Here is an 18,125-nt window from a genome sequence, read left to right as displayed (position 1 = left end):
GCGGGGTCACACCTCGTCGCGCGCCAGCGACAGCAGCCGGTCCAGTACCCGCGGCCCGCCCGCGCGGACGCCGTCGTGCTCGAACTCGTCGGTGACCCAGGTGCGCAGGCCGCGCACGGAACGGGCCGTGCGCAGGGAGTGAGCCGTGTCGACATACATGTCGTCGTGGTAGATCGCGGCCGCGGCCGGGACCTCGTTCGCGGCGAGGCGGGCCGGGTCGTACAGGGGCGCCCAGTCGGTGCGGGCGGCGAGGAGTTCGGCGGTCTCGCGCAGCGGGCGCAGCGCCGGGTCGCAGTCGAACATCCACGGGTGGATCGTCTCGCCGGTGAAGAGCAGCGGCCCGTCCCCGGCGAGCGCCTTCGCCGCGTCGAACTGCGGGAACTCGGCGCGGATCCGCTCGGCCGACCAGGCGGTGGGGCGGCCGTCCTGGCCGTAGATCGCCTCGTGGACGAGGGCGTACAGCGGGTGTCCGGCGTACGAGAGCAGGCCCTGGACCTCCTCCTGGAAGGCGTCGGAGAGGGCCATGCCCTGGGCGGTGCGGACGAAGGCGTGCTCCAGGAGGAAGTGCAGCCGGTGGCTGCCCTCGCCGCCGCCGAGGACGATGCCGAGGGACTGGAAGGCCTCGGCGGTGAGCCGGTAGCCGTTCGGCAGCACGACCTCGTGGCTCAGCAGGTGGTCGGCGATACGGCGGGCCCGCTCGACGTCCTGCGGGTAGCGGGCGTAGTGCGCGGTGACCTTGCGCTCGATGCGCGGGTAGGCGGCGCGGTAGACGTCGTCCGCGTGGGCGTCGAGGGAAGGCAGCCCGCCGGTGATGACGGCCGCGCTCAGTCCCTCCGGGGCCGTGGAGAGGTAATTGACCGTGCAGAAGCCGCCGAAGCTCTGGCCGAGCACGGTCCAGGGCGCGCCGCCGGTGACGGCCGGGCGGATCGCCTCGCAGTCCCGGACGATCGAGTGGGCGCGGAAGCGGGCGAGGTAGTCGGCCTGCTCGGCCGGGCCGCCGCGCAGCGGGAGGGTCTGGCGATTGGCAGGAGTGGAGTGGCCGGTGCCGCGCTGGTCGAGCAGCAGGACGCGGTACTCCTTCAGCGCGCGGCCGAGCCAGGCCGGCCGGCCCACGAACCGGTTCGCCCCGAACCCCGGGCCGCCCTGGAGGTAGACCAGCCACGGCAGGTTCTGTTGCGCCCGGTCACCGGCGACGACCTCACGGGCGTAGAGCTCGATGGTCTCCCCGGCCGGGTCGTCGTGGTCGAGGGGCACGGTGAAGCGGCGGTCGGTGAGGACGACGCCGGGCTGGCGGTAGGTCGCGGTCAACAGGGCTCCCGGGACGGACGGACAGGCATGCGCGCCCCAGTTCAGCACATGTCCGTCCGATATCCGATCCCCGGGATCATGAAATCGAACTGAACGGCCGATCAGCGCGCCGAGAGGCTGGAGCGCCGTACGACGAGTTCCGGCTGGAGCACCACCCGGCGGTGCTCGTGGCCGCGGGTGCCGTCCTCGTCCTCGGTCTCCTCCAGGAGCAGCTCGGCGGCGAGGGCGCCCATGGTGACGGCGGGCTGCCGTACGGAGGTCAGGGGTACGGCCGCGGCGGCGGCGAACTCGATGTCGTCGTAGCCGACGATGGCGAGGTCGTCGGGGACGCTGACGCCGGCCGCGTACATCGCCTGGAGCACGCCGAGGGCGAGCAGGTCGTTGGCACAGAACACGGCCGTCGGGCGGTCGGCGAGGCCGAGCAGGCGGGCGCCCGCGTCCCGGCCCGCGGCCACGTCGAGCCGCTCGGTGGGCAGCTCGCGCAGCACCTCGGGGCCGAGGCCCGCCTCGGCGAGCGCGGACAGCGCGCCGGTACGGCGGTCCCGGACCTGGTTGAGGCTGGGCGGGCCGCTGACGTACGCGATGGAGCGGTGTCCGGCGTCGACGAGATGGCGCACGGCGAGCGCGCCGCCCGCGACGTCGTCGACGGAGACCGAGCACTCGGTGGTGCCCTCGGCCACCCGGTCGACCAGGACGAAGGGGATGCCGTGCCGCCGGAACGTCTCGATGTTGCGGCCGGTGGCGTCCGCCGGGGTCAGCAGCACCCCGCGTACCCGCTGCTCGGCGAAGAGCGACAGATAGTCGGCCTCCTCGGCCGCGTTCTGCGCGCTGTTGCAGACCATGACACCGAGTCCGGCCTCGCGCGCGGCCCGCTCGGCACCGCGTGCCACGTCGACGAAGAAGGGGTTGCCCATGTCGAGGACGAGAAGCCCCATGATCCGGCTGCGGCCCGCGCGCAGCTGACGCGCGGACTCGCTGCGGACATAGCCCAGCCGGTCTATCGCCGAGAGCACCCGGGCCCGGGTCTCGGTGGCGACGCTGTCCGGACGGTTGATGACGTTCGAGACCGTGCCGACCGATACTCCGGCGGCGCGGGCGACGTCCTTGATACCCACCGACTGGGCCATCGGGCAGGGACCTCCAGAGAGAGACAGTGCGGACGTGGGGCGGCGGGAAGACCTTCACATTACCGTCACGCCGCCCACAACGGCTGCGATCAGACAGGCAGGCGGAAGTTCAGATTGCGCAGCGCCGAGGGCGTCGTGCCACTGGACTTCTCCTGGTACATGATCGACAGGAAGTGGTCCTGTCCGACCCGCGTCTCGTCGATCACGACCTCGCCGAAAGCGTTCAGTCCGGCACTGACGCCGTCGTACAGCATCGTCCAGTCCGTGTACCCGGAGGCCTTGGAGGCCGCGGCGATCCGGCAGAACGGGAAGATCGCATACGCGTTGTCGTACTTGTCCAGGATCAGCTTGGTGCGCTGGCTGGAGTTGAGCGGGACCGGGATCTCGGTCTTCTGCCAGGTGCCCGAGGCGTTCTTGCGGACGTGGAAGGCACGTCCGGAGGCGGTGCGATTGGCGACGTAGTCGGTCGTGCACTGACCGAATCGACCGGGTACATAGCTGATGATCGCGTGTGGCAGACCGGTCGAGTCCGTGAACTGACTCTCCTGGTTCATGAGCGAATGGTCCGGGTTGAGCGAGTCGATCACCAGGCCGCTGTCGGTGACGGCGACCTTGTCGGAGCCGCCGGTGGCGCCGACCACCGTGCCCGCGCTGTTGCGCCAGGTACGGCCGCGGTCGTCGGAGTAGACATAGCCGGTGTCGTGGTTGGTGATGCCGCCGCCGTTGCACATCACGGCGCCGTTCTGCTCGCGCCAGGTGAAGAAGGAGTGCAGCCGGCCGTTCCGGTCGTAGTCGATGCCGTGCAGGTACATGTTGCGGGCGGTCGAGGAGCCGTGCTCGCTGCTGTAGGTGCCGGTGGAGCTGCTCCACTCGCCCAGGCCGGTCCAGGTGGAACCGTCGTACTCGGCAAGGGCGTTGCGGCCGTTGCCGGAGACGGCGACCCGGTAGCTGAGCTGGAGCTTGCCCTCGGGGGTGGAGACGAACTGCGGGTAGGTGAACTGGGAGGTGAGGGCGAGCCCGTCGAGGGTGGACTGGGGTGCGCCGAAGCGACTCGCGGTCCAGCTCAGCCCGGCCGGGTTGTCCACCAGCCCGGCCACCGACTTGACGTAGGTGAAGCCGTCGCTGTGGGAGTCCATGTTGAGGTGGAGTCGGCCGTCGACCTTGGAGATTCCCATCGAGATGACGTTGTGGGAGTCGTTGTAGCGCAGGGTGTGGCCGACCTTGACGGTGGCCCAGGTGCTGGAGCCGAGGGCACGGCGCCCGACGACGGCGTTGCGGTCGGCGGTGTACCAGACGGCGTACTGATAGCCCTTGTAGGTCAGCAGGCCGTTCTTCTGGAAGGCGTTGTTGTTGACCAGGCCGTCGTAGGAGACGAAGAAGATGGCCTGGGAGTCGAGCGTGGTGGTGCCGGTCAGGGTGACGGAGGGTCCTGGGTCGGCGGCCCGCGCCGTGCCCGGGGTGGCCACGGCGGCGAGCAGTGCGGTCGTCAGCACAGTGCGTCTTCTCATGAAAGCGTCTCCGGCTCAGGCTAGATGGAAGACTTCGGTGAGGGGTGTCATCGAATCGTCGGGTCGGGCGCCGTCCAGTGACTCGAAGAACGGCGCCATCTCCGCCTGCCAGCGGGCGTTGACCTCGGTGGCCTCCATGCCGGCCCGGGCGGCGGCGAAGTCCTCGGTCTCCAAATAGCCGACCAGCAGGCCGTCCTCGCGCAGGAAGAGCGAGTAGTTGTGCCAGCCGGTGGCCGAGAGCGCCGCCAGCATCTCCGGCCACACGGTGGCGTGCCGCTCGCGGTACTCGTGGAGCCGGTCCGCCCGGACCTTCAGCAGAAAGCACACACGCTGCATCAACAGCCCCCTGGGGATCAGAAGTTGTACTGGTCGATGTTCTTGGCGTCGAACACGGTCGGCTTGCCGAGGCTGATCACGCCGTCCTTGCCGATCGTGTACTCGCCCATGTCGCCGGCGGTGAAGGTCTCGCCCTCCTTGCCGGTGATCTGCCCCGACACCAGCGCCACGGAGGTACGGGCGGCCAGCTCGCCGAGCTTCGCCGGGTCCCACAGCTCGAACGCCTCGACGGTGCCGTTCTTGACGTACTTGCGCATGTCGTTGGGGGTGCCGAGGCCGGTCAGCTTGACCTTGCCCTTGTACTTGGAGCCCGAGAGGTACTGGGCGGCGGCCTTGATGCCGACGGTGGTCGGGGAGATGATTCCCTTCAGGTTCGGGTACTCCTGGAGCAGGCCCTGGGTCTGCTGGAAGGACTGCTGGGCGTCGTCATTGCCGTAGGCGACCTTGACGAGCTTGATGTCCTTGTACTTGGCGTCCTTGAGTTCGTCCTTCATGAACTCGATCCAGGTGTTCTGGTTGGTCGCGGTCTGCGCGGCGGACAGGATCGCTATCTCGCCCTTGTAGCCGATCTGTTCTGCGAGCAGCTGCACCTCGGTGCGGCCCAGGTCTTCCGCGCCGGCCTGCGAGACGAAGGCGTTGCGGCAGTCGGCCTTGGTGTCGGAGTCGTAGGTGACGACCTTGATGTCGTTCTTCATGGCCTGCTTGAGCGCGGTGCACAGGGCGCCCGGGTCCTGGGCGGAGACGGCCATCGCGTCGACCTGCTGCTGGGTGAGCGTGTTGACGTAGCTCACCTGCCCGGCGGTGTCGGTGGCGCTGGACGGCCCGACCTCCTTGTAGCTGGACCCCAGCTCCTTGAGCGCGGCCTCGCCGCCCTTGTCGGCGGAGGTGAAGTAGGGGTTGTTGACCTGCTTCGGCAGGAACCCGACGGTCAGCCCCTTCTTCAGCTCGGCATTGGGGTCCGCCTTGCCGCCGGTGGCGGCGGACGCGCCCTCGTTGGCGACGTCCTCCTTGGTGGTACCGCCGCAGGCGGTGAGGGCGAGGGCGAGGGAGGTGGCGGCGGCGAGGGCCGCGGAGGCACGGCGGAGGGAAGACTTACGCATCAGAGGGTTCCTTTGAACGAGGGGGACGGGAGCGCCCCTTCAGGGGCGCGGGGCTGTGTCGATTTGCGACTCCGCCGCGTGGGCGCGACCAGCCACGGACGACGTGTCAGCCGGAAGATTGAGCCCGCGCAACGGCGATTTGCCGGGCAACCCGAGGCCCGAGCACAGAAAGAACAAGCAACACACCAGTGACAAGAATCTGCGTCTGCGCGGAAACGTCCTGAAGACTCATCACGTTCTGCAACGCACCCAGCAAGAACACACCGGCGATCGCACCACCGAGCGTCCCCTTGCCACCGTCGAAGTCGATCCCACCGAGCAACACGGCAGCCACGACGGACAGTTCAAGCCCCGTCGCGTTGTCATACCGAGCGGACGCGTAGTGCAGCGCCCAGAAGATCCCGGTGAGCGACGCCATCAACCCCGTCACCGTGAACAGCAACAACTTCTGCCGCTTCACCCGGATCCCGGCAAACCGCGCCGCCTCCTCGCTCGCCCCGATGGCGAACAACGACCGCCCGAAAGGCGTGGCATGCAGAACGATCAAAGCGATCGCAAGCAACACGAGGAAGGGCAGCAGCGCATACGGGATGAACGTGTCGCCGATTCGACCGGAAGCGAAGTCCAGGTACGGCGTGGGAAAGTCGGTCACCGCGTCGGACCCGAGCACGATCTGCGCGATGCCCCGATACGCGGCGAGCGTTCCGATGGTCACCGCGAGCGACGGCAGGCCCAACTTGGTCACCAGCAGACCATTGATCAACCCGCACACCACACCGAGCAGCAGACAGATCGGAATGATCGTCTCGATCGTCATGCCCTGGTTCCACAGGGCGCCCATCACGGCACCCGAAAGACCTGCCGTCGAAGCGACCGAAAGATCGATCTCACCGGAGACGACCAACAAGGTCATCGGCAGCGCGATCAGGGCGATCGGAAGCGTGTTCCCGATCAGGAACGACAGGTTGAGCGAGTTGCTGAAGCCGTCGACGAACCCGAAGGACAGCAGGAGCACGACGATCAGAAGGGCACCGACCACCGTGTCCCAGCGGATCGCACGCGTCAGGGAGTCAGGCATGGCGGGCGTTCCTCTTCTTCAGGGCGGAGGCCACGCGCAGCGCGACGATCCGGTCGACCGCGATGGCGAGGATGAGCAGGACGCCGTTGATGGCGAGCACCCATACGGAGCTGACACCGAGGGCGGGCAGCACACTGTTGACGGAGGTCAGCAGCATCGCGCCGAGCGCGGCGCCGTAGACGCTGCCCGAGCCGCCGGTGAAGACGACACCGCCGACCACGACCGCGCTGACGACGGTGAGTTCATAGCCGGTGCCGGTGCCGGAGTCGACGTTGCCGAACCGGGCCAGGTACATCGCGCCGGCGAGTCCGGTCAGCGCCCCGCAGAAGGTGTACGCGGCGAGGATCCGCTTGCGGACCGGGATGCCGGCGAGGCGGGCAGCCTCCGGATTCGAGCCGAGCGCGTACAACTCGCGCCCGCTGCCGAAGTGCTTGAGGTAGTACGCCGTGGCGACCAGCACCACCAGCGCGATCAGCGCGAGATACGGCACCGCGGAGATCCCGCCGGACCCGAAGTCGACGAAGCCGTCCGGGAGATCGGCCGCCGTGATCTGCCGGGAGCCGACCCAGATGGAGTCGATGCCGCGGATGATGTACAGCGTGCCGAGGGTGACGACCAGGGCGGGCACCTGGCCGAGGCTGACGAGCAGACCGTTGAGCAGGCCGAAGCCGATGCCCAGGAGCACCGCGAGGAGCACGGCGACGACCGGATTGCCGTCGCCCTGGAGGTATGTACCGGCGGCGAAGGCGGTGATGCCGAGGGTCGAGCCCACCGACAGGTCGACGTTGCGGGTGATGACGACCAGGGACTGACCGACCGCGACCAGCACCAGGATGGTCGCGTTGAGCAGCAGGTCCTTGATGCCCTGTTCGGTGAGAAACTCGCTGTTCCCGGCCTGGGTGACGCCGATCATCACCAGGAAGACGAGCAGGATGGCCAGTTCGCGCATCTTGAAGACGCGGTCGACGAGCCGGGTCGCGCCCGCCTTGGGCACCTCGGCGACGGGGGCTTTCTCGGGAGTGGTCACCGTCATGCGGCGGCCCTCCCGGTGGCTGCGGCCATCACGGTTTCCTCGGTGGCTTCGGAGCGGGGGATCTCGGCGGTGAGCCGGCCCTCGTGCATCACCAGCACGCGGTCGGCCATGCCGAGGACCTCGGGCAGGTCGGAGGAGATCATCAGGACGGCGACGCCGTCGGCGGCGAGTTCGGAGAGCAGCCGGTGGACCTCGGCCTTGGTGCCGACGTCGATACCCCGGGTGGGCTCGTCGACGATGAGCACCTCGGGCCGGGTCGCCAGCCACTTGGCGAGGACGACCTTCTGCTGGTTGCCGCCGGACAGGGTGGAGACGGCGTCGGCGATCCGGGCGTACTTGACCTGGAGCTTGACCGCCCAGTCCAGGGAGCGGCTGCGCTCGGCGCCGCGGTCCATCAGCCCGGCCTTCACAGTCGTCCGCAGTCCGGTGAGGCCGATGTTGCGCTCGATGGACATGTCCATCACCAGGCCCTGGGCGCGCCGGTCCTCCGGCACCAGGGCCAGACCGGCGGCCATGGCGGTGGAGGGGGCACCGTTGAGCAGGGCCTTCCCGCCGACGCTCACCTCACCGGCGTCCCAGCGGTCGATACCGAAGACGGCCCGCGCGACCTCGGTGCGGCCCGCGCCGACCAGTCCGGCCAGGCCGACGATCTCGCCGCGCCTTACCTCGAAGGAGACATCGGTGAAGACGCCCTCGCGGGTCAGCCGGCGCACGCTCAGCGCGACCTCGCCCGGCGCGACGTCCTGCTTGGGATACAGCTCTTCCAGGTCGCGGCCGACCATCCGGCGGACGAGGTCGTCCTCGGTCATGCCCTCCAGGGGCTCACTGGCGATCCAGGCGCCGTCGCGCAGGGTCGTCACCCGCCGGCAGATCTGGAAGATCTCCTCCAGGCGGTGGGAGATGAACAGGACGGCGGCGCCCTGTTCGCGCAGGGTGCGGACGACGCCGAAGAGCCGGGCGACCTCGCTGCCGGTGAGGGCGGCGGTCGGCTCGTCCATGATCAGGACGCGGGCGTCGAAGGAGAGCGCCTTGGCGATCTCCACGATCTGCTGGTCGGCGATGGACAGGCCGCGCGCCGGGCGGTCGGGGTCGAGCTCCACGTCGAGGCGCTTCATCAGGGCCAGGGTGGCGGCGTGGGTGGCCTTGTGGTCGATGCGGCCGAGCGCGCGGCGGGGCCGGCGGCCCATGAAGATGTTCTCGGCGATCGACAGGTCCGGGAAGAGGGTCGGCTCCTGGTAGATCACGGCGATGCCGGCGTCCCGGGCGTCGCCGGGGCCGTGGAAGACGACGGGCGCACCGTCGAGCAGCACCTGGCCGGAGTCCGGCCGGTGTACTCCGGCGAGCGTCTTGATGAGGGTCGACTTGCCCGCGCCGTTCTCTCCGGCGAGGGCGTGCACCTCCCCGGGAAAAAGCTCCAGGGAGACGTCCCGCAGGGCGCGGACCGCGCCGAAGGACTTCGAAACGTCCCTGAGCGCCAGTACCGGGGCCGGACCCGTGGTGGACGGGTGGGTCATGAGGGCTCCTCGACGACGTCGGCGGGACGGCTCTCGCGACGTCGTGAAAGGTTTCAACTTGGTTGCCGGGACGTTAGGCACGCTGTGCATGTCACGTCAATGGGTACGTGTCGAAAAACTTTCGATGAATCAAGGTCATGGCGGAGTCACAGGCAACGGGCTGCGACTTGGGGGTTGACACCCCTTCGGGGGGCTCATAACTTCCCGTCTTGAATCGTTTCACAGCAATGCCTTTCTGAAGACTTTCAAAACCGACGTCACAGGAGCCCGAAGTGACCGAGCTCGCCGCGGTGAAGGCCGCGCTCAGGACCCAGGCCGTCGAGACGCCGTCGTGGGCGTACGGGAACTCGGGGACCCGCTTCAAGGTGTTCGCCCAGCAAGGCGTGCCGCGCACACCGCGGGAGAAGCTGGAGGACGCGGGGCAGGTCCACGCGGTGACCGGCGTCGCGCCCACGGTCGCCCTGCACATTCCCTGGGACAAGGTCGAGGACTACGCGGAGCTGGCCAAGTTCGCCGAGGAGCGGGGCGTACGGCTCGGCGCGATCAACTCCAACACTTTCCAGGACGACGACTACAAGCTCGGCAGCATCTGCCACCCCGAGGCGGCGGTGCGCCGTAAGGCCGTCGATCATCTGCAGGAGTGCGTCGACATCATGGACGCGACCGGCTCCCGGGATCTGAAGCTGTGGTTCGCCGACGGGACGAACTATCCCGGGCAGGACGACATCCGCGGCCGGCAGGACCGGCTCGCCGAAGGTCTTGCCGAGGTGTACGAGCGGCTCGGGGACGGGCAGCGGATGCTGCTGGAGTACAAGTTCTTCGAGCCGGCCTTCTACGCGACGGATGTCCCGGACTGGGGCACCGCCTATGCGCACTGTCTGAAGCTGGGGCCGAAGGCGCAGGTCGTCGTCGACACGGGGCATCACGCGCCGGGGACCAATATCGAGTTCATCGTGGCGACGCTGCTGCGGGAGGGGAAGCTCGGGGGGTTCGACTTCAACTCGCGGTTCTATGCGGACGACGACCTGATGGTGGGGGCCGCGGATCCGTTCCAGTTGTTCCGGATCATGTATGAGGTGGTGCGGGGTGGGGGGTTCACCTCGGATGTCGCGTTCATGCTTGATCAGTGCCACAACATCGAGGCGAAGATCCCGGCGATCATTCGGTCGGTCATGAACGTCCAGGAAGCTACGGCGAAGGCGCTCCTTGTGGACCGCGTCTCTCTTGCCGAGGCGCAGGCTTCCGGTGACGTTCTCGGCGCGAATGCGGTGCTGATGGATGCGTACAGCACGGATGTGCGGCCGTTGCTTCGTGAGGTTCGGGAGGAGATGGGGTTGGATCCCGAGCCCCTCGCTGCGTATGCGCGGTCCGGGTGGGCCGAGGAGATCGTGGCTTCGCGGGTTGGTGGGGAGCAGGCCGGTTGGGGGGCGTGACGCGTCTGCCCGGTTCTGGTTCGTCGCGGGGTGCGGGTTCGTTGTGGCTTGTCGCGCAGTTCCCCGCGCCCCTAAGGGAAGTGCACTCGCCCTCTTCTGATCAGTAAGGAATCTTCATGTCCACCCATCCTGAAGCCGCCGCTCTCCTCGCCCGTTCCCATCGGCTCGGCTCCGATCCCCGTAACACCAACTACGCCGGTGGCAACGCTTCGGCGAAAGGCGTCGAAACCGATCCCGTGACGGGGGGTGATGTGGAGCTGATGTGGGTCAAGGGATCCGGTGGTGACCTCGGAACTCTGACCGGGAGTGGGCTGGCCGTCCTGCGGCTGGACCGGATGCGGGCGCTCGTCGATGTGTATCCCGGTGTGGACCGGGAGGACGAGATGGTCGCCGCCTTCGATTACTGCCTGCACGGGAAGGGCGGTGCCGCTCCTTCCATCGACACCGCCATGCACGGGCTGGTCGAGGCCGCTCATGTCGATCATCTGCATCCGGACTCCGGTATCGCGCTCGCCTGCGCCGCCGACGGGGAGAAGCTGACCGCCGAGTGTTTCGGGGACACCGTGGTGTGGGTGCCGTGGCGGCGGCCCGGCTTCCAGCTCGGGCTGGACATCGCGGCGGTGAAGGCCGCCAACCCGCAGGCCATCGGGTGCGTCCTCGGCGGACACGGGATCACCGCCTGGGGCGACAGCTCCGAGGAGTGCGAGCGGAACTCGCTGTACATCATCCGCACCGCCGAGGCGTTCCTGGCGGAGAAGGGGCGGGCCGAGCCCTTCGGGGCCGTCATCGAGGGGTACGAGGCTCTCGGTGAGGGTGAGCGCAAGGCGCGGGCCGCCGCGCTCGCCCCGTATGTGCGTGCCCTCGCTTCCCAGGACCGGGCCCAGGTCGGTCACTTCACCGACTCCGAGGTGGTACTCGACTTCCTCGCCCGTGCCGAGCACCCCCGGCTCGCCGCGCTCGGCACCTCCTGCCCCGACCACTTCCTGCGGACGAAGGTACGGCCGCTGGTCCTCGACCTGCCGCCGACCGCTCCGCTGGACGAGGCCGTCGCGCGGCTCAAGGAGCTGCACGCCGAGTACCGCGAGGAGTACGCCGCCTACTACCGGCGGCACGCCCTGCCCGACTCCCCCGCGATGCGCGGCGCGGACCCGGCGATCGTGCTCGTGCCCGGTGTCGGCATGTTCTCCTTCGGCAAGGACAAGCAGACCGCCCGGGTCGCCGGTGAGTTCTACGTCAACGCCATCAATGTGATGCGCGGCGCCGAGGCGGTGTCGACGTACGCGCCGATCGAGGAGTCCGAGAAGTTCCGGATCGAGTACTGGGCCCTTGAGGAGGCCAAGCTCCGGCGGATGCCCGAGCCGAAGCCGCTGGCCACGCGAGTCGCCTTGGTGACGGGTGCGGGGAGCGGGATCGGGAAGGCCATCGCCCATCGGCTGGTCGCCGAAGGGGCGTGTGTCGTCGTCGTCGATCTGAACGGTGACAACGCCGCTGCCGTCGCCGAGGAGTTGGGCGGGGCGGACAAGGCCGTCGCCGTCACCGTCGATGTGACGGACGAGGAGCAGATCGCCGACGCGTTCCGGGCCGCAGTGCTCGCCTTCGGCGGGGTCGACCTGGTCGTGAACAACGCGGGGATCTCCATCTCCAAGCCGCTGTTGGAGACTTCGGCCAAGGACTGGGACCTCCAGCACGCCATCATGGCCCGCGGTTCCTTCCTCGTCTCGCGAGAGGCGGCGCGGGTGATGATCGCGCAGGGGCTGGGCGGTGACATCGTGTACATCGCGTCCAAGAACGCCGTCTTCGCGGGCCCCAACAACATCGCCTACTCCGCCACCAAGGCCGACCAGGCCCATCAAGTGCGACTGCTCGCGGCCGAGTTGGGCGAGCACGGGATTCGGGTCAACGGCGTCAACCCCGACGGCGTGGTGCGCGGGTCCGGGATCTTCGCCGGTGGCTGGGGTGCCCAGCGGGCCGCGGTGTACGGGGTGCAGGAGGAGAAGCTGGGCGAGTTCTACGCCCAGCGGACCATCCTCAAGCGCGAGGTGCTGCCCGTGCATGTCGCGGCCGCCGTCTTCGCCCTCACCGGCGGCGACCTCACCCACACCACCGGGCTGCACATCCCCGTCGACGCCGGCGTCGCGGCCGCCTTCCTTCGGTGAGCGGCTCGGTGAAGGGGAGCGGCTCCATGAGGGGAAGCGGCTCCATCAAGTCGTACGCCGCGGTCGACCTAGGCGCGTCCAGCGGGCGCGTCATGGTCGGCCGCGTCGGCCCGGACAGCCTGGAGCTGGCCGAGGCGCACCGGTCCCCCAACCGGCCGGTGCGGGTTCCGGAGGGGCTTCGGTGGGACATTCTCGGGCTCTACGCCGGGGTGTTGGAGGGGCTGCGGGCGGCCGGGCGGGTCGACTCCGTCGGCATCGACAGCTGGGCCGTGGACTACGGCCTGCTGGATGCGGACGGGGCGCTGCTCGGCAATCCGGTGCACTACCGCGACGCCCGTACGGAGGGTGTCGCGGAGAAGGTGTGGGCCGGCGTTCCCGCCGAGGAGCTGTACGCGGCGACAGGACTCCAGTACGCGCCCTTCAACACCCTGTACCAGCTCAAGGCCGATCAACTCACCCGTGCGAACCGGCTGTTGTTGATCCCCGACCTGTTGACGTACTGGCTGACCGGCGAGCAGGGCACCGAGCTGACCAACGCCTCGACCACTCAGCTCATTGATCCCCGCACCCGGTCGTGGTCGACCGACATCGCCCAACGGGTCGGCGTCGACCTGGAGTTGTTCGCGCCGCTGCGGCAACCGGGCGATCCGGCCGGGTTCCTGCGTCCCGAGGTGCTGGAGGAGACGGGACTGGCCGGGCCGGTGCCGGTGACGGCGGTCGGCTCGCACGACACCGCCTCGGCGGTGGCCGCGGTCCCGGCCGCCGACGGTGAGCGGTTCGCGTACATCTGCACCGGGACCTGGTCGCTGGCCGGTCTCGAACTGGACGCGCCGGTGCTGACCGAGGAGAGCCGGGCCGCCAACTTCACCAATGAGCTGGGGCTCGACGGCACGGTCCGGTATCTGCGCAACATCATGGGCCTGTGGCTGCTCCAGGAGTGCCTGCGCGCCTGGGGCGCCCCGGACCTCGGCGCACTGCTGCTCCAGGCGTCCAAGGCGCCGGCCCTGCGGTCGGTGGTGGACGCGGGAGACGCGGCGTTCCTGGCGCCGGGCCGGATGCCGGAGCGGATCGCCGAAGCGTGCCGGAACTCGGGGCAGCCGGTGCCGCAGTCGCCAGCCGAAATCACCCGGTGCATCCTCGATTCGCTCGCCCTCGCGCACCGGCGTGCCGTCGAGGACGCCCAGCGGCTCGCCGACCGGCCGGTGGACGTGGTCCACATCGTCGGCGGGGGCACCCGTAACGCCCTGCTGTGCCAACTGACCGCCGACGCCTGCGGGCTGCCGGTGGTGGCGGGCCCGACGGAGGCTGCGGCGCTAGGCAACGTCCTGGTCCAGGCGCGGCCGCACGGTCTCGTCCGGGACCTCGCGGACGGACGGCGACTGCTCACCCGGACCCAGCCGTTGACCCGTTACGAGCCGCGTGGGCAGACCGCCCGGTGGCGGGAGGCGGAAGCCCGGCTCGCCGGGGCGTGAGCGGGGTCTCCCCCGGGCCTCGGCCCCGGACTACCCTGCACCCATCCGATGATCGAAGGCGAGAAGGAGCCGCGATGCGTGTCGCTCTGTTCCTGACCTGTGTCAACGACACGCTCTATCCGGACACCGGCCGCGCCGTGGTGAAGCTGCTGACCAGGCTGGGGGTCGAGGTCGACTTCCCGATGGCCCAGACCTGTTGCGGACAGGCGCACTACAACACCGGCTACCGCCATGGGGCGGAGCCGCTGGCCCGGCATTTCTCCGATGTCTTCGGGGAGTACGAGGCGATCGTCACGCCGTCCGGCAGTTGCGGCGCGATGGTGCGGGAGCTGTATCCGCGGATGGGTGAGCGGGCGCGGGCCGAGGGGCGTGGGGACGCGCTCGCGACCGCCCTCGCGCCCGTGGTGCCGAAGACGTACGAGCTGACGGAGTTCCTGGTGGATGTGCTGGGGGTGACGGACGTCGGGGCGTACTACCCGCACAGGGTGACCTATCACCCGGCCTGTCACGGGCTGCGCGGGCTGGGTCTGGCGGACCGGCCGCAGCGGCTGCTGCAGGCGGTGAAGGGGATCGAGCTGGTCGAACTGCCGGGCGCCGACGAGTGCTGCGGTCTCGGCGGCACCTTCGCGGTGAAGAACTCCGACGTCTCGGCGGCGATGGGCGCGGACAAGGTGCGCAACGCGGAGTCGACGGGCGCGGAGGTGCTGTGCTCGGCGGACAACTCCTGTCTGATGCACATCGGCGGGACGATGGCCCGGCTGCGCACTGGGATGCGGCCGGTTCACATCGCCGAGATCCTGGCGGGCACGGAGGAGGACGCGGCCGTATGAGCGGGACGTTCGTAGGGATGCCGGCCTTTCCCAAGGCCGCACATGATGCCGTGCACGACCAGACCCTGCGCGGAAATCTGCGGCACGCGACGCACACCATCCGCGGGAAGCGGGCCAAGGCCGTGGCGGAGGTCTCGGACTGGGACGCGTTGCGCGACGCGGGCGCGCTGATCAAGGACCGTACGCTGCGTCATCTGGACCGCTATCTCGTCCAGTTGGAGGAGTCGGTCACCGCGGCGGGCGGTGTCGTGCACTGGGCGGCGGACGCCGACGAGGCGAACCGGATCGTGGCCGACCTGGTCAAGGCGACCGGTGAGTCGGAGGTCGTCAAGGTCAAGTCCATGGCCACCCAGGAGATCGGGCTCAACGAGGCCCTGGAGGCCGAGGGCATCCGCGCCTACGAGACCGATCTCGCCGAGCTGATCGTGCAGTTGGGCAAGGACCGGCCCTCGCACATCCTGGTCCCGGCGATCCACCGCAACCGGGGCGAGATCCGGGACATCTTCCGCAGGGAGATGAGCGAGTGGGGCCGCCCCGCCCCCGAGGGACTCACCGACACGCCCGCCGAACTCGCCGAAGCGGCCCGGCTGCACCTGCGGGAGAAGTTCCTGCGCGCCAAGGTCGGCATCTCCGGCGCCAACTTCATGGTCGCCGAGACCGGCACCCTGGTCGTCGTGGAGTCCGAGGGCAACGGGCGGATGTGCCTGACCCTCCCCGAGACGCTGATCTCGGTCGTCGGCATCGAGAAGGTCGTGCCGACGTGGCAAGACCTGGAGGTGTTCCTCCAGACGCTCCCCCGCTCCTCCACGGCCGAGCGTATGAACCCGTACACGAGCATGTGGACGGGCACGACGGACGGTGACGGCCCGCAGGTCTTCCATCTGGTCCTGCTCGACAACGGCCGCACCGACACCCTCGCCGACGAGGTCGGCCGCCAGGCCCTGCGCTGCATCCGCTGCTCGGCCTGTCTCAACGTCTGCCCGGTGTACGAGCGGGCGGGCGGCCACGCGTACGGCTCGGTCTACCCGGGCCCGATCGGCGCCATCCTCAGCCCTCAACTCCGGGGCACGGACAGCGAGATCGACGCCTCGCTGCCGTACGCCTCCTCGCTGTGCGGTGCCTGTTACGAGGTGTGCCCGGTCGCCATCGACATCCCCGAGGTGCTGGTGCATCTGCGGGAGCGGGTCGTTCAGGGTGGGCAGGTGATAAAGGGCGGCAACAAGGTCGTCCTCAAGCCCGCCAAGGGGCACGCGGCCGAGCGGGCGGCGATGCGGGCGGCAGGCTGGGCGTTCGCCCGCCCCGGCGCCCTGCGCACCGGCCAGCGGCTCGCCTCACGCACCCGGCGTCTGCATCCCCGCAGCCTCCCCGGGCCCGGCAAGGCGTGGAGCGACACCCGGGACCTGCCCGCGGTGCCGGCGGAGCCGTTCCGGGACTGGTGGAAGCGTACGCAGGGCGGAAAGGACGGCGCCAAGTGAGCAGCAGGGAACGGATCCTGGGCCGGGTGCGGCGCGCGCTGGCGGACGTACCGCCGGGTGAGGACGCGGCAATCGAGCGGGCGTATCTACGGCAGCACGGTGACCTGAGCGAAGCGGAGACGGTGGATCTGCTGGCGGAGAATCTGGCGGACTATCGGGCGGTCGTGCATCGGTGCGCGGACGGGGAACTGACGGACGTGATCGCGGGGTTGCTCACCGCACGGGGTGCGAAGACGGTGCTGGTGCCGCCGGGTCTGGAAGCGGGCTGGCTCGGGCATGCCACCGCCGAGCAGGTCCAGGACCGGTCCGAGAGCACCGCCGGCGAACTCGACCGTGTCGACAGCGTGGTCACCGGCTGCGCCCTCGCCATCGCCGAGACCGGCACCCTCGTCCTGGACGGCTCCCCCGACCAGGGCCGCCGCCGGATCACCCTCGTCCCCGATCACCACATCTGTGTCGTCCGGGTGCCGGAGCAGGTCGTCTCCTCCGTCCCGCAGGCGCTCGAACGCCTCGCCCCGGCCCGGCCGTTGACCTGGATCTCCGGTCCTTCGGCGACCAGCGACATCGAGCTGGACCGGGTCGAGGGGGTGCACGGTCCGCGTACGCTGGAAGTGGTGCTGGTGCGCGACCAGGAGGGCGCGTAGTCCGCCATTCGCCAGCCTGAGAGGTCGGGAAGCGGTACCGGGACGGGACGACGGCCGTGGACGGGCTCAGTTTCGAGGTGAACGAGGGTGAGCTGGTGACCCTCGTGGGCCCGTCCGGCTGCGGCAGGACGACGGCCCTGATGATGGTCAACCGGCTGCTTCGAGGGGCCGACCTCCGGGCGGATTCTGGTGGACGGCGAGGACGTCATGTCGGTCGATCCCATACGGCTGCGCCGCCGCATCGGGTACGTCATCCAGCAGGTCGGGCTCTTCCCGCACCGCACGATCCTCGACAACACCGCGACCGTGCCGACGCTGATCGGCTGGAAACGCGCCAAGGCCCGCGCCCGCGCGGCCGAGCTGCTCGACCTCGTGGGGCTCGATCCGAAGACGTACGGGCCGCGCTATCCGGACCCGCCGACCCTCCGGTGCTGCTCATGGACGAGCCCTTCGGGGCGGTGGACCCGGTGGTGCGCGAGCAGTTGCAGGACGAGTTCCTGCGGATGCAGGCCGCCGTCCGCAAGACGGTGCTGATGGTCACGCACGACATCGAGGAGGCCGTACGGCTGGGCGACCGGATCGCGGTGTACGGGCAGGGGCGGATCGAGCAGTTCGACACGCCCGGGGCCATGCTCGGGATGCCGGCTGCGCCGTATGTCGCGGAGTTCGTCGGCGCGGGCCGGGGGTTGAAGCGGCTGTCGGTCACCGAGATCGAGTCGGAGGACCTGGAGCAGCCGCCGATCGCACGGCTGGAGGAACCGGCGCCCCTCGTGGCCGAGCGGCTGTGCGCCGAGGGCGGCCGGTGGGTCGTGGTGCTCGACGACGCGGGCGAACTGCACGGCTGGGCCGGTCTCGACGACCTCGACGGGGCGGCGCCGTCGGTGACCACGCGCACCGGATGAACGCGTGGGTGCCGGTGGGGGCGCCGCTGAAGCAGCGTTCGGGGTGATGCTCCAGCACGACGCCGGGTGGGTCGCCGTGCTGGAGGGCGCGCGCTTCCTGGGTGTCCTGACCCCGGCGAAGCTGCATGAGGCCCTGCGCCGCTCGGTGGACGCGGACGCGGGCGGCGTGGCCCGGGATCAGGTGCGGTTCGACTCGGTGGCGGACGCGT

14 protein-coding genes and 1 pseudogene are annotated in these 18,125 nt (G+C 69.6%); 7 read left to right on the top strand and 8 right to left on the bottom strand.

The annotated features are described in order from the left end of the window. Positions 1–6 precede the first annotated feature (6 nt). The 8 genes from STRCI_RS36615 to STRCI_RS36580 form a co-directional block, all read right to left on the bottom strand. Complete coding sequence (locus tag STRCI_RS36615; RefSeq protein WP_269663289.1) at positions 7–1,308, bottom strand: alpha/beta fold hydrolase; 1,302 nt, start codon at positions 1,306–1,308, stop codon at positions 7–9. Positions 1,309–1,409: 101 nt separating this feature from the next. Next, positions 1,410–2,435: a LacI family DNA-binding transcriptional regulator gene (locus tag STRCI_RS36610; RefSeq protein WP_269663288.1), complete on the bottom strand. Its 1,026-nt coding sequence runs from the start codon at positions 2,433–2,435 to the stop codon at positions 1,410–1,412. A gap of 89 nt (positions 2,436–2,524) precedes the next feature. Next, positions 2,525–3,943, bottom strand: coding sequence for a BNR repeat-containing protein (locus tag STRCI_RS36605; RefSeq protein WP_269663287.1), 1,419 nt, complete (start codon positions 3,941–3,943; stop codon positions 2,525–2,527). Positions 3,944–3,958: 15 nt separating this feature from the next. Then, the gene (locus STRCI_RS36600; protein ID WP_269663286.1) at positions 3,959–4,279 is read right to left on the bottom strand and encodes an L-rhamnose mutarotase; all 321 of its coding nucleotides are present in this window, start codon (positions 4,277–4,279) and stop codon (positions 3,959–3,961) included. Positions 4,280–4,296: 17 nt separating this feature from the next. Then, complete coding sequence (gene rhaS / locus STRCI_RS36595) at positions 4,297–5,379, bottom strand: rhamnose ABC transporter substrate-binding protein (protein WP_269663285.1); 1,083 nt, start codon at positions 5,377–5,379, stop codon at positions 4,297–4,299. A 106-nt stretch (positions 5,380–5,485) separates the two neighbouring features. Further along, entirely contained in the window at positions 5,486–6,457 is a 972-nt protein-coding gene (locus STRCI_RS36590) for an ABC transporter permease (RefSeq protein WP_269663284.1), read from the bottom strand. Continuing rightward, entirely contained in the window at positions 6,450–7,490 is a 1,041-nt protein-coding gene (locus STRCI_RS36585; RefSeq protein ID WP_269663283.1) for an ABC transporter permease, read from the bottom strand. Before STRCI_RS36585 ends, STRCI_RS36590 begins: the two co-directional genes overlap by 8 nt. Continuing rightward, on the bottom strand, positions 7,487–9,004 hold the full coding sequence (locus STRCI_RS36580) for a sugar ABC transporter ATP-binding protein (RefSeq protein ID WP_269663282.1): 1,518 nt from the start codon (positions 9,002–9,004) through the stop codon (positions 7,487–7,489). Before STRCI_RS36580 ends, STRCI_RS36585 begins: the two co-directional genes overlap by 4 nt. A 272-nt stretch (positions 9,005–9,276) precedes the next feature. Between STRCI_RS36580 and rhaI the strand changes: the two genes are divergently transcribed. The 7 genes and pseudogenes from rhaI to STRCI_RS36545 form a co-directional block, all read left to right on the top strand. Continuing rightward, positions 9,277–10,437 carry an L-rhamnose isomerase gene (rhaI, locus tag STRCI_RS36575; RefSeq protein ID WP_269663281.1) on the top strand — a complete coding sequence of 387 codons (1,161 nt, stop codon included), beginning with the start codon at positions 9,277–9,279 and terminating at the stop codon, positions 10,435–10,437. Positions 10,438–10,553: 116 nt separating this feature from the next. After that, entirely contained in the window at positions 10,554–12,593 is a 2,040-nt protein-coding gene (locus STRCI_RS36570) for a bifunctional aldolase/short-chain dehydrogenase (protein WP_269663280.1), read from the top strand. A 26-nt stretch (positions 12,594–12,619) separates the two neighbouring features. Then, entirely contained in the window at positions 12,620–14,065 is a 1,446-nt protein-coding gene (locus STRCI_RS36565) for a rhamnulokinase (protein WP_269663279.1), read from the top strand. A gap of 74 nt (positions 14,066–14,139) precedes the next feature. Then, positions 14,140–14,895: a (Fe-S)-binding protein gene (locus tag STRCI_RS36560; RefSeq protein WP_269663278.1), complete on the top strand. Its 756-nt coding sequence runs from the start codon at positions 14,140–14,142 to the stop codon at positions 14,893–14,895. Next, a complete protein-coding gene (locus STRCI_RS36555; protein ID WP_269663277.1) occupies positions 14,892–16,370 on the top strand; it encodes a LutB/LldF family L-lactate oxidation iron-sulfur protein in 1,479 nt (492 codons plus the stop codon). Before STRCI_RS36560 ends, STRCI_RS36555 begins: the two co-directional genes overlap by 4 nt. Beyond that, a complete protein-coding gene (locus STRCI_RS36550) occupies positions 16,367–17,014 on the top strand; it encodes a LutC/YkgG family protein (protein ID WP_269663276.1) in 648 nt (215 codons plus the stop codon). The genes STRCI_RS36555 and STRCI_RS36550 overlap by 4 nt, the downstream gene beginning before the upstream one ends. A 56-nt stretch (positions 17,015–17,070) precedes the next feature. Continuing rightward, positions 17,071–18,124 (top strand): annotated as a pseudogene (locus STRCI_RS36545) (ABC transporter ATP-binding protein); the annotation flags it as partial. Position 18,125 lies beyond the last annotated feature (1 nt).

This window comes from Streptomyces cinnabarinus, from assembly GCF_027270315.1.
GTDB classification, from domain to species: Bacteria; Actinomycetota; Actinomycetes; order Streptomycetales; family Streptomycetaceae; genus Streptomyces; species Streptomyces cinnabarinus.
This window is presented reverse-complemented; position numbering and strand designations above follow the sequence as displayed.

Excerpts from the sequence above, each read along its gene's own strand:
- STRCI_RS36610 (WP_269663288.1), bottom strand. The coding sequence starts at position 2,435 with ATGGCCCAGTCGGTGGGTATCAAGGACGTCGCCCGCGCCGCCGGAGTA.
- STRCI_RS36605 (WP_269663287.1), bottom strand. The coding sequence starts at position 3,943 with ATGAGAAGACGCACTGTGCTGACGACCGCACTGCTCGCCGCCGTGGCC.
- STRCI_RS36600 (WP_269663286.1), bottom strand. The coding sequence starts at position 4,279 with ATGCAGCGTGTGTGCTTTCTGCTGAAGGTCCGGGCGGACCGGCTCCAC.
- rhaS (WP_269663285.1), bottom strand. The coding sequence starts at position 5,379 with ATGCGTAAGTCTTCCCTCCGCCGTGCCTCCGCGGCCCTCGCCGCCGCC.
- STRCI_RS36590 (WP_269663284.1), bottom strand. The coding sequence starts at position 6,457 with ATGCCTGACTCCCTGACGCGTGCGATCCGCTGGGACACGGTGGTCGGT.
- STRCI_RS36585 (WP_269663283.1), bottom strand. The coding sequence starts at position 7,490 with ATGACGGTGACCACTCCCGAGAAAGCCCCCGTCGCCGAGGTGCCCAAG.
- STRCI_RS36580 (WP_269663282.1), bottom strand. The coding sequence starts at position 9,004 with ATGACCCACCCGTCCACCACGGGTCCGGCCCCGGTACTGGCGCTCAGG.
- STRCI_RS36570 (WP_269663280.1), top strand. The coding sequence starts at position 10,554 with ATGTCCACCCATCCTGAAGCCGCCGCTCTCCTCGCCCGTTCCCATCGG.
- STRCI_RS36565 (WP_269663279.1), top strand. The coding sequence starts at position 12,620 with ATGAGGGGAAGCGGCTCCATCAAGTCGTACGCCGCGGTCGACCTAGGC.
- STRCI_RS36560 (WP_269663278.1), top strand. The coding sequence starts at position 14,140 with ATGCGTGTCGCTCTGTTCCTGACCTGTGTCAACGACACGCTCTATCCG.
- STRCI_RS36555 (WP_269663277.1), top strand. The coding sequence starts at position 14,892 with ATGAGCGGGACGTTCGTAGGGATGCCGGCCTTTCCCAAGGCCGCACAT.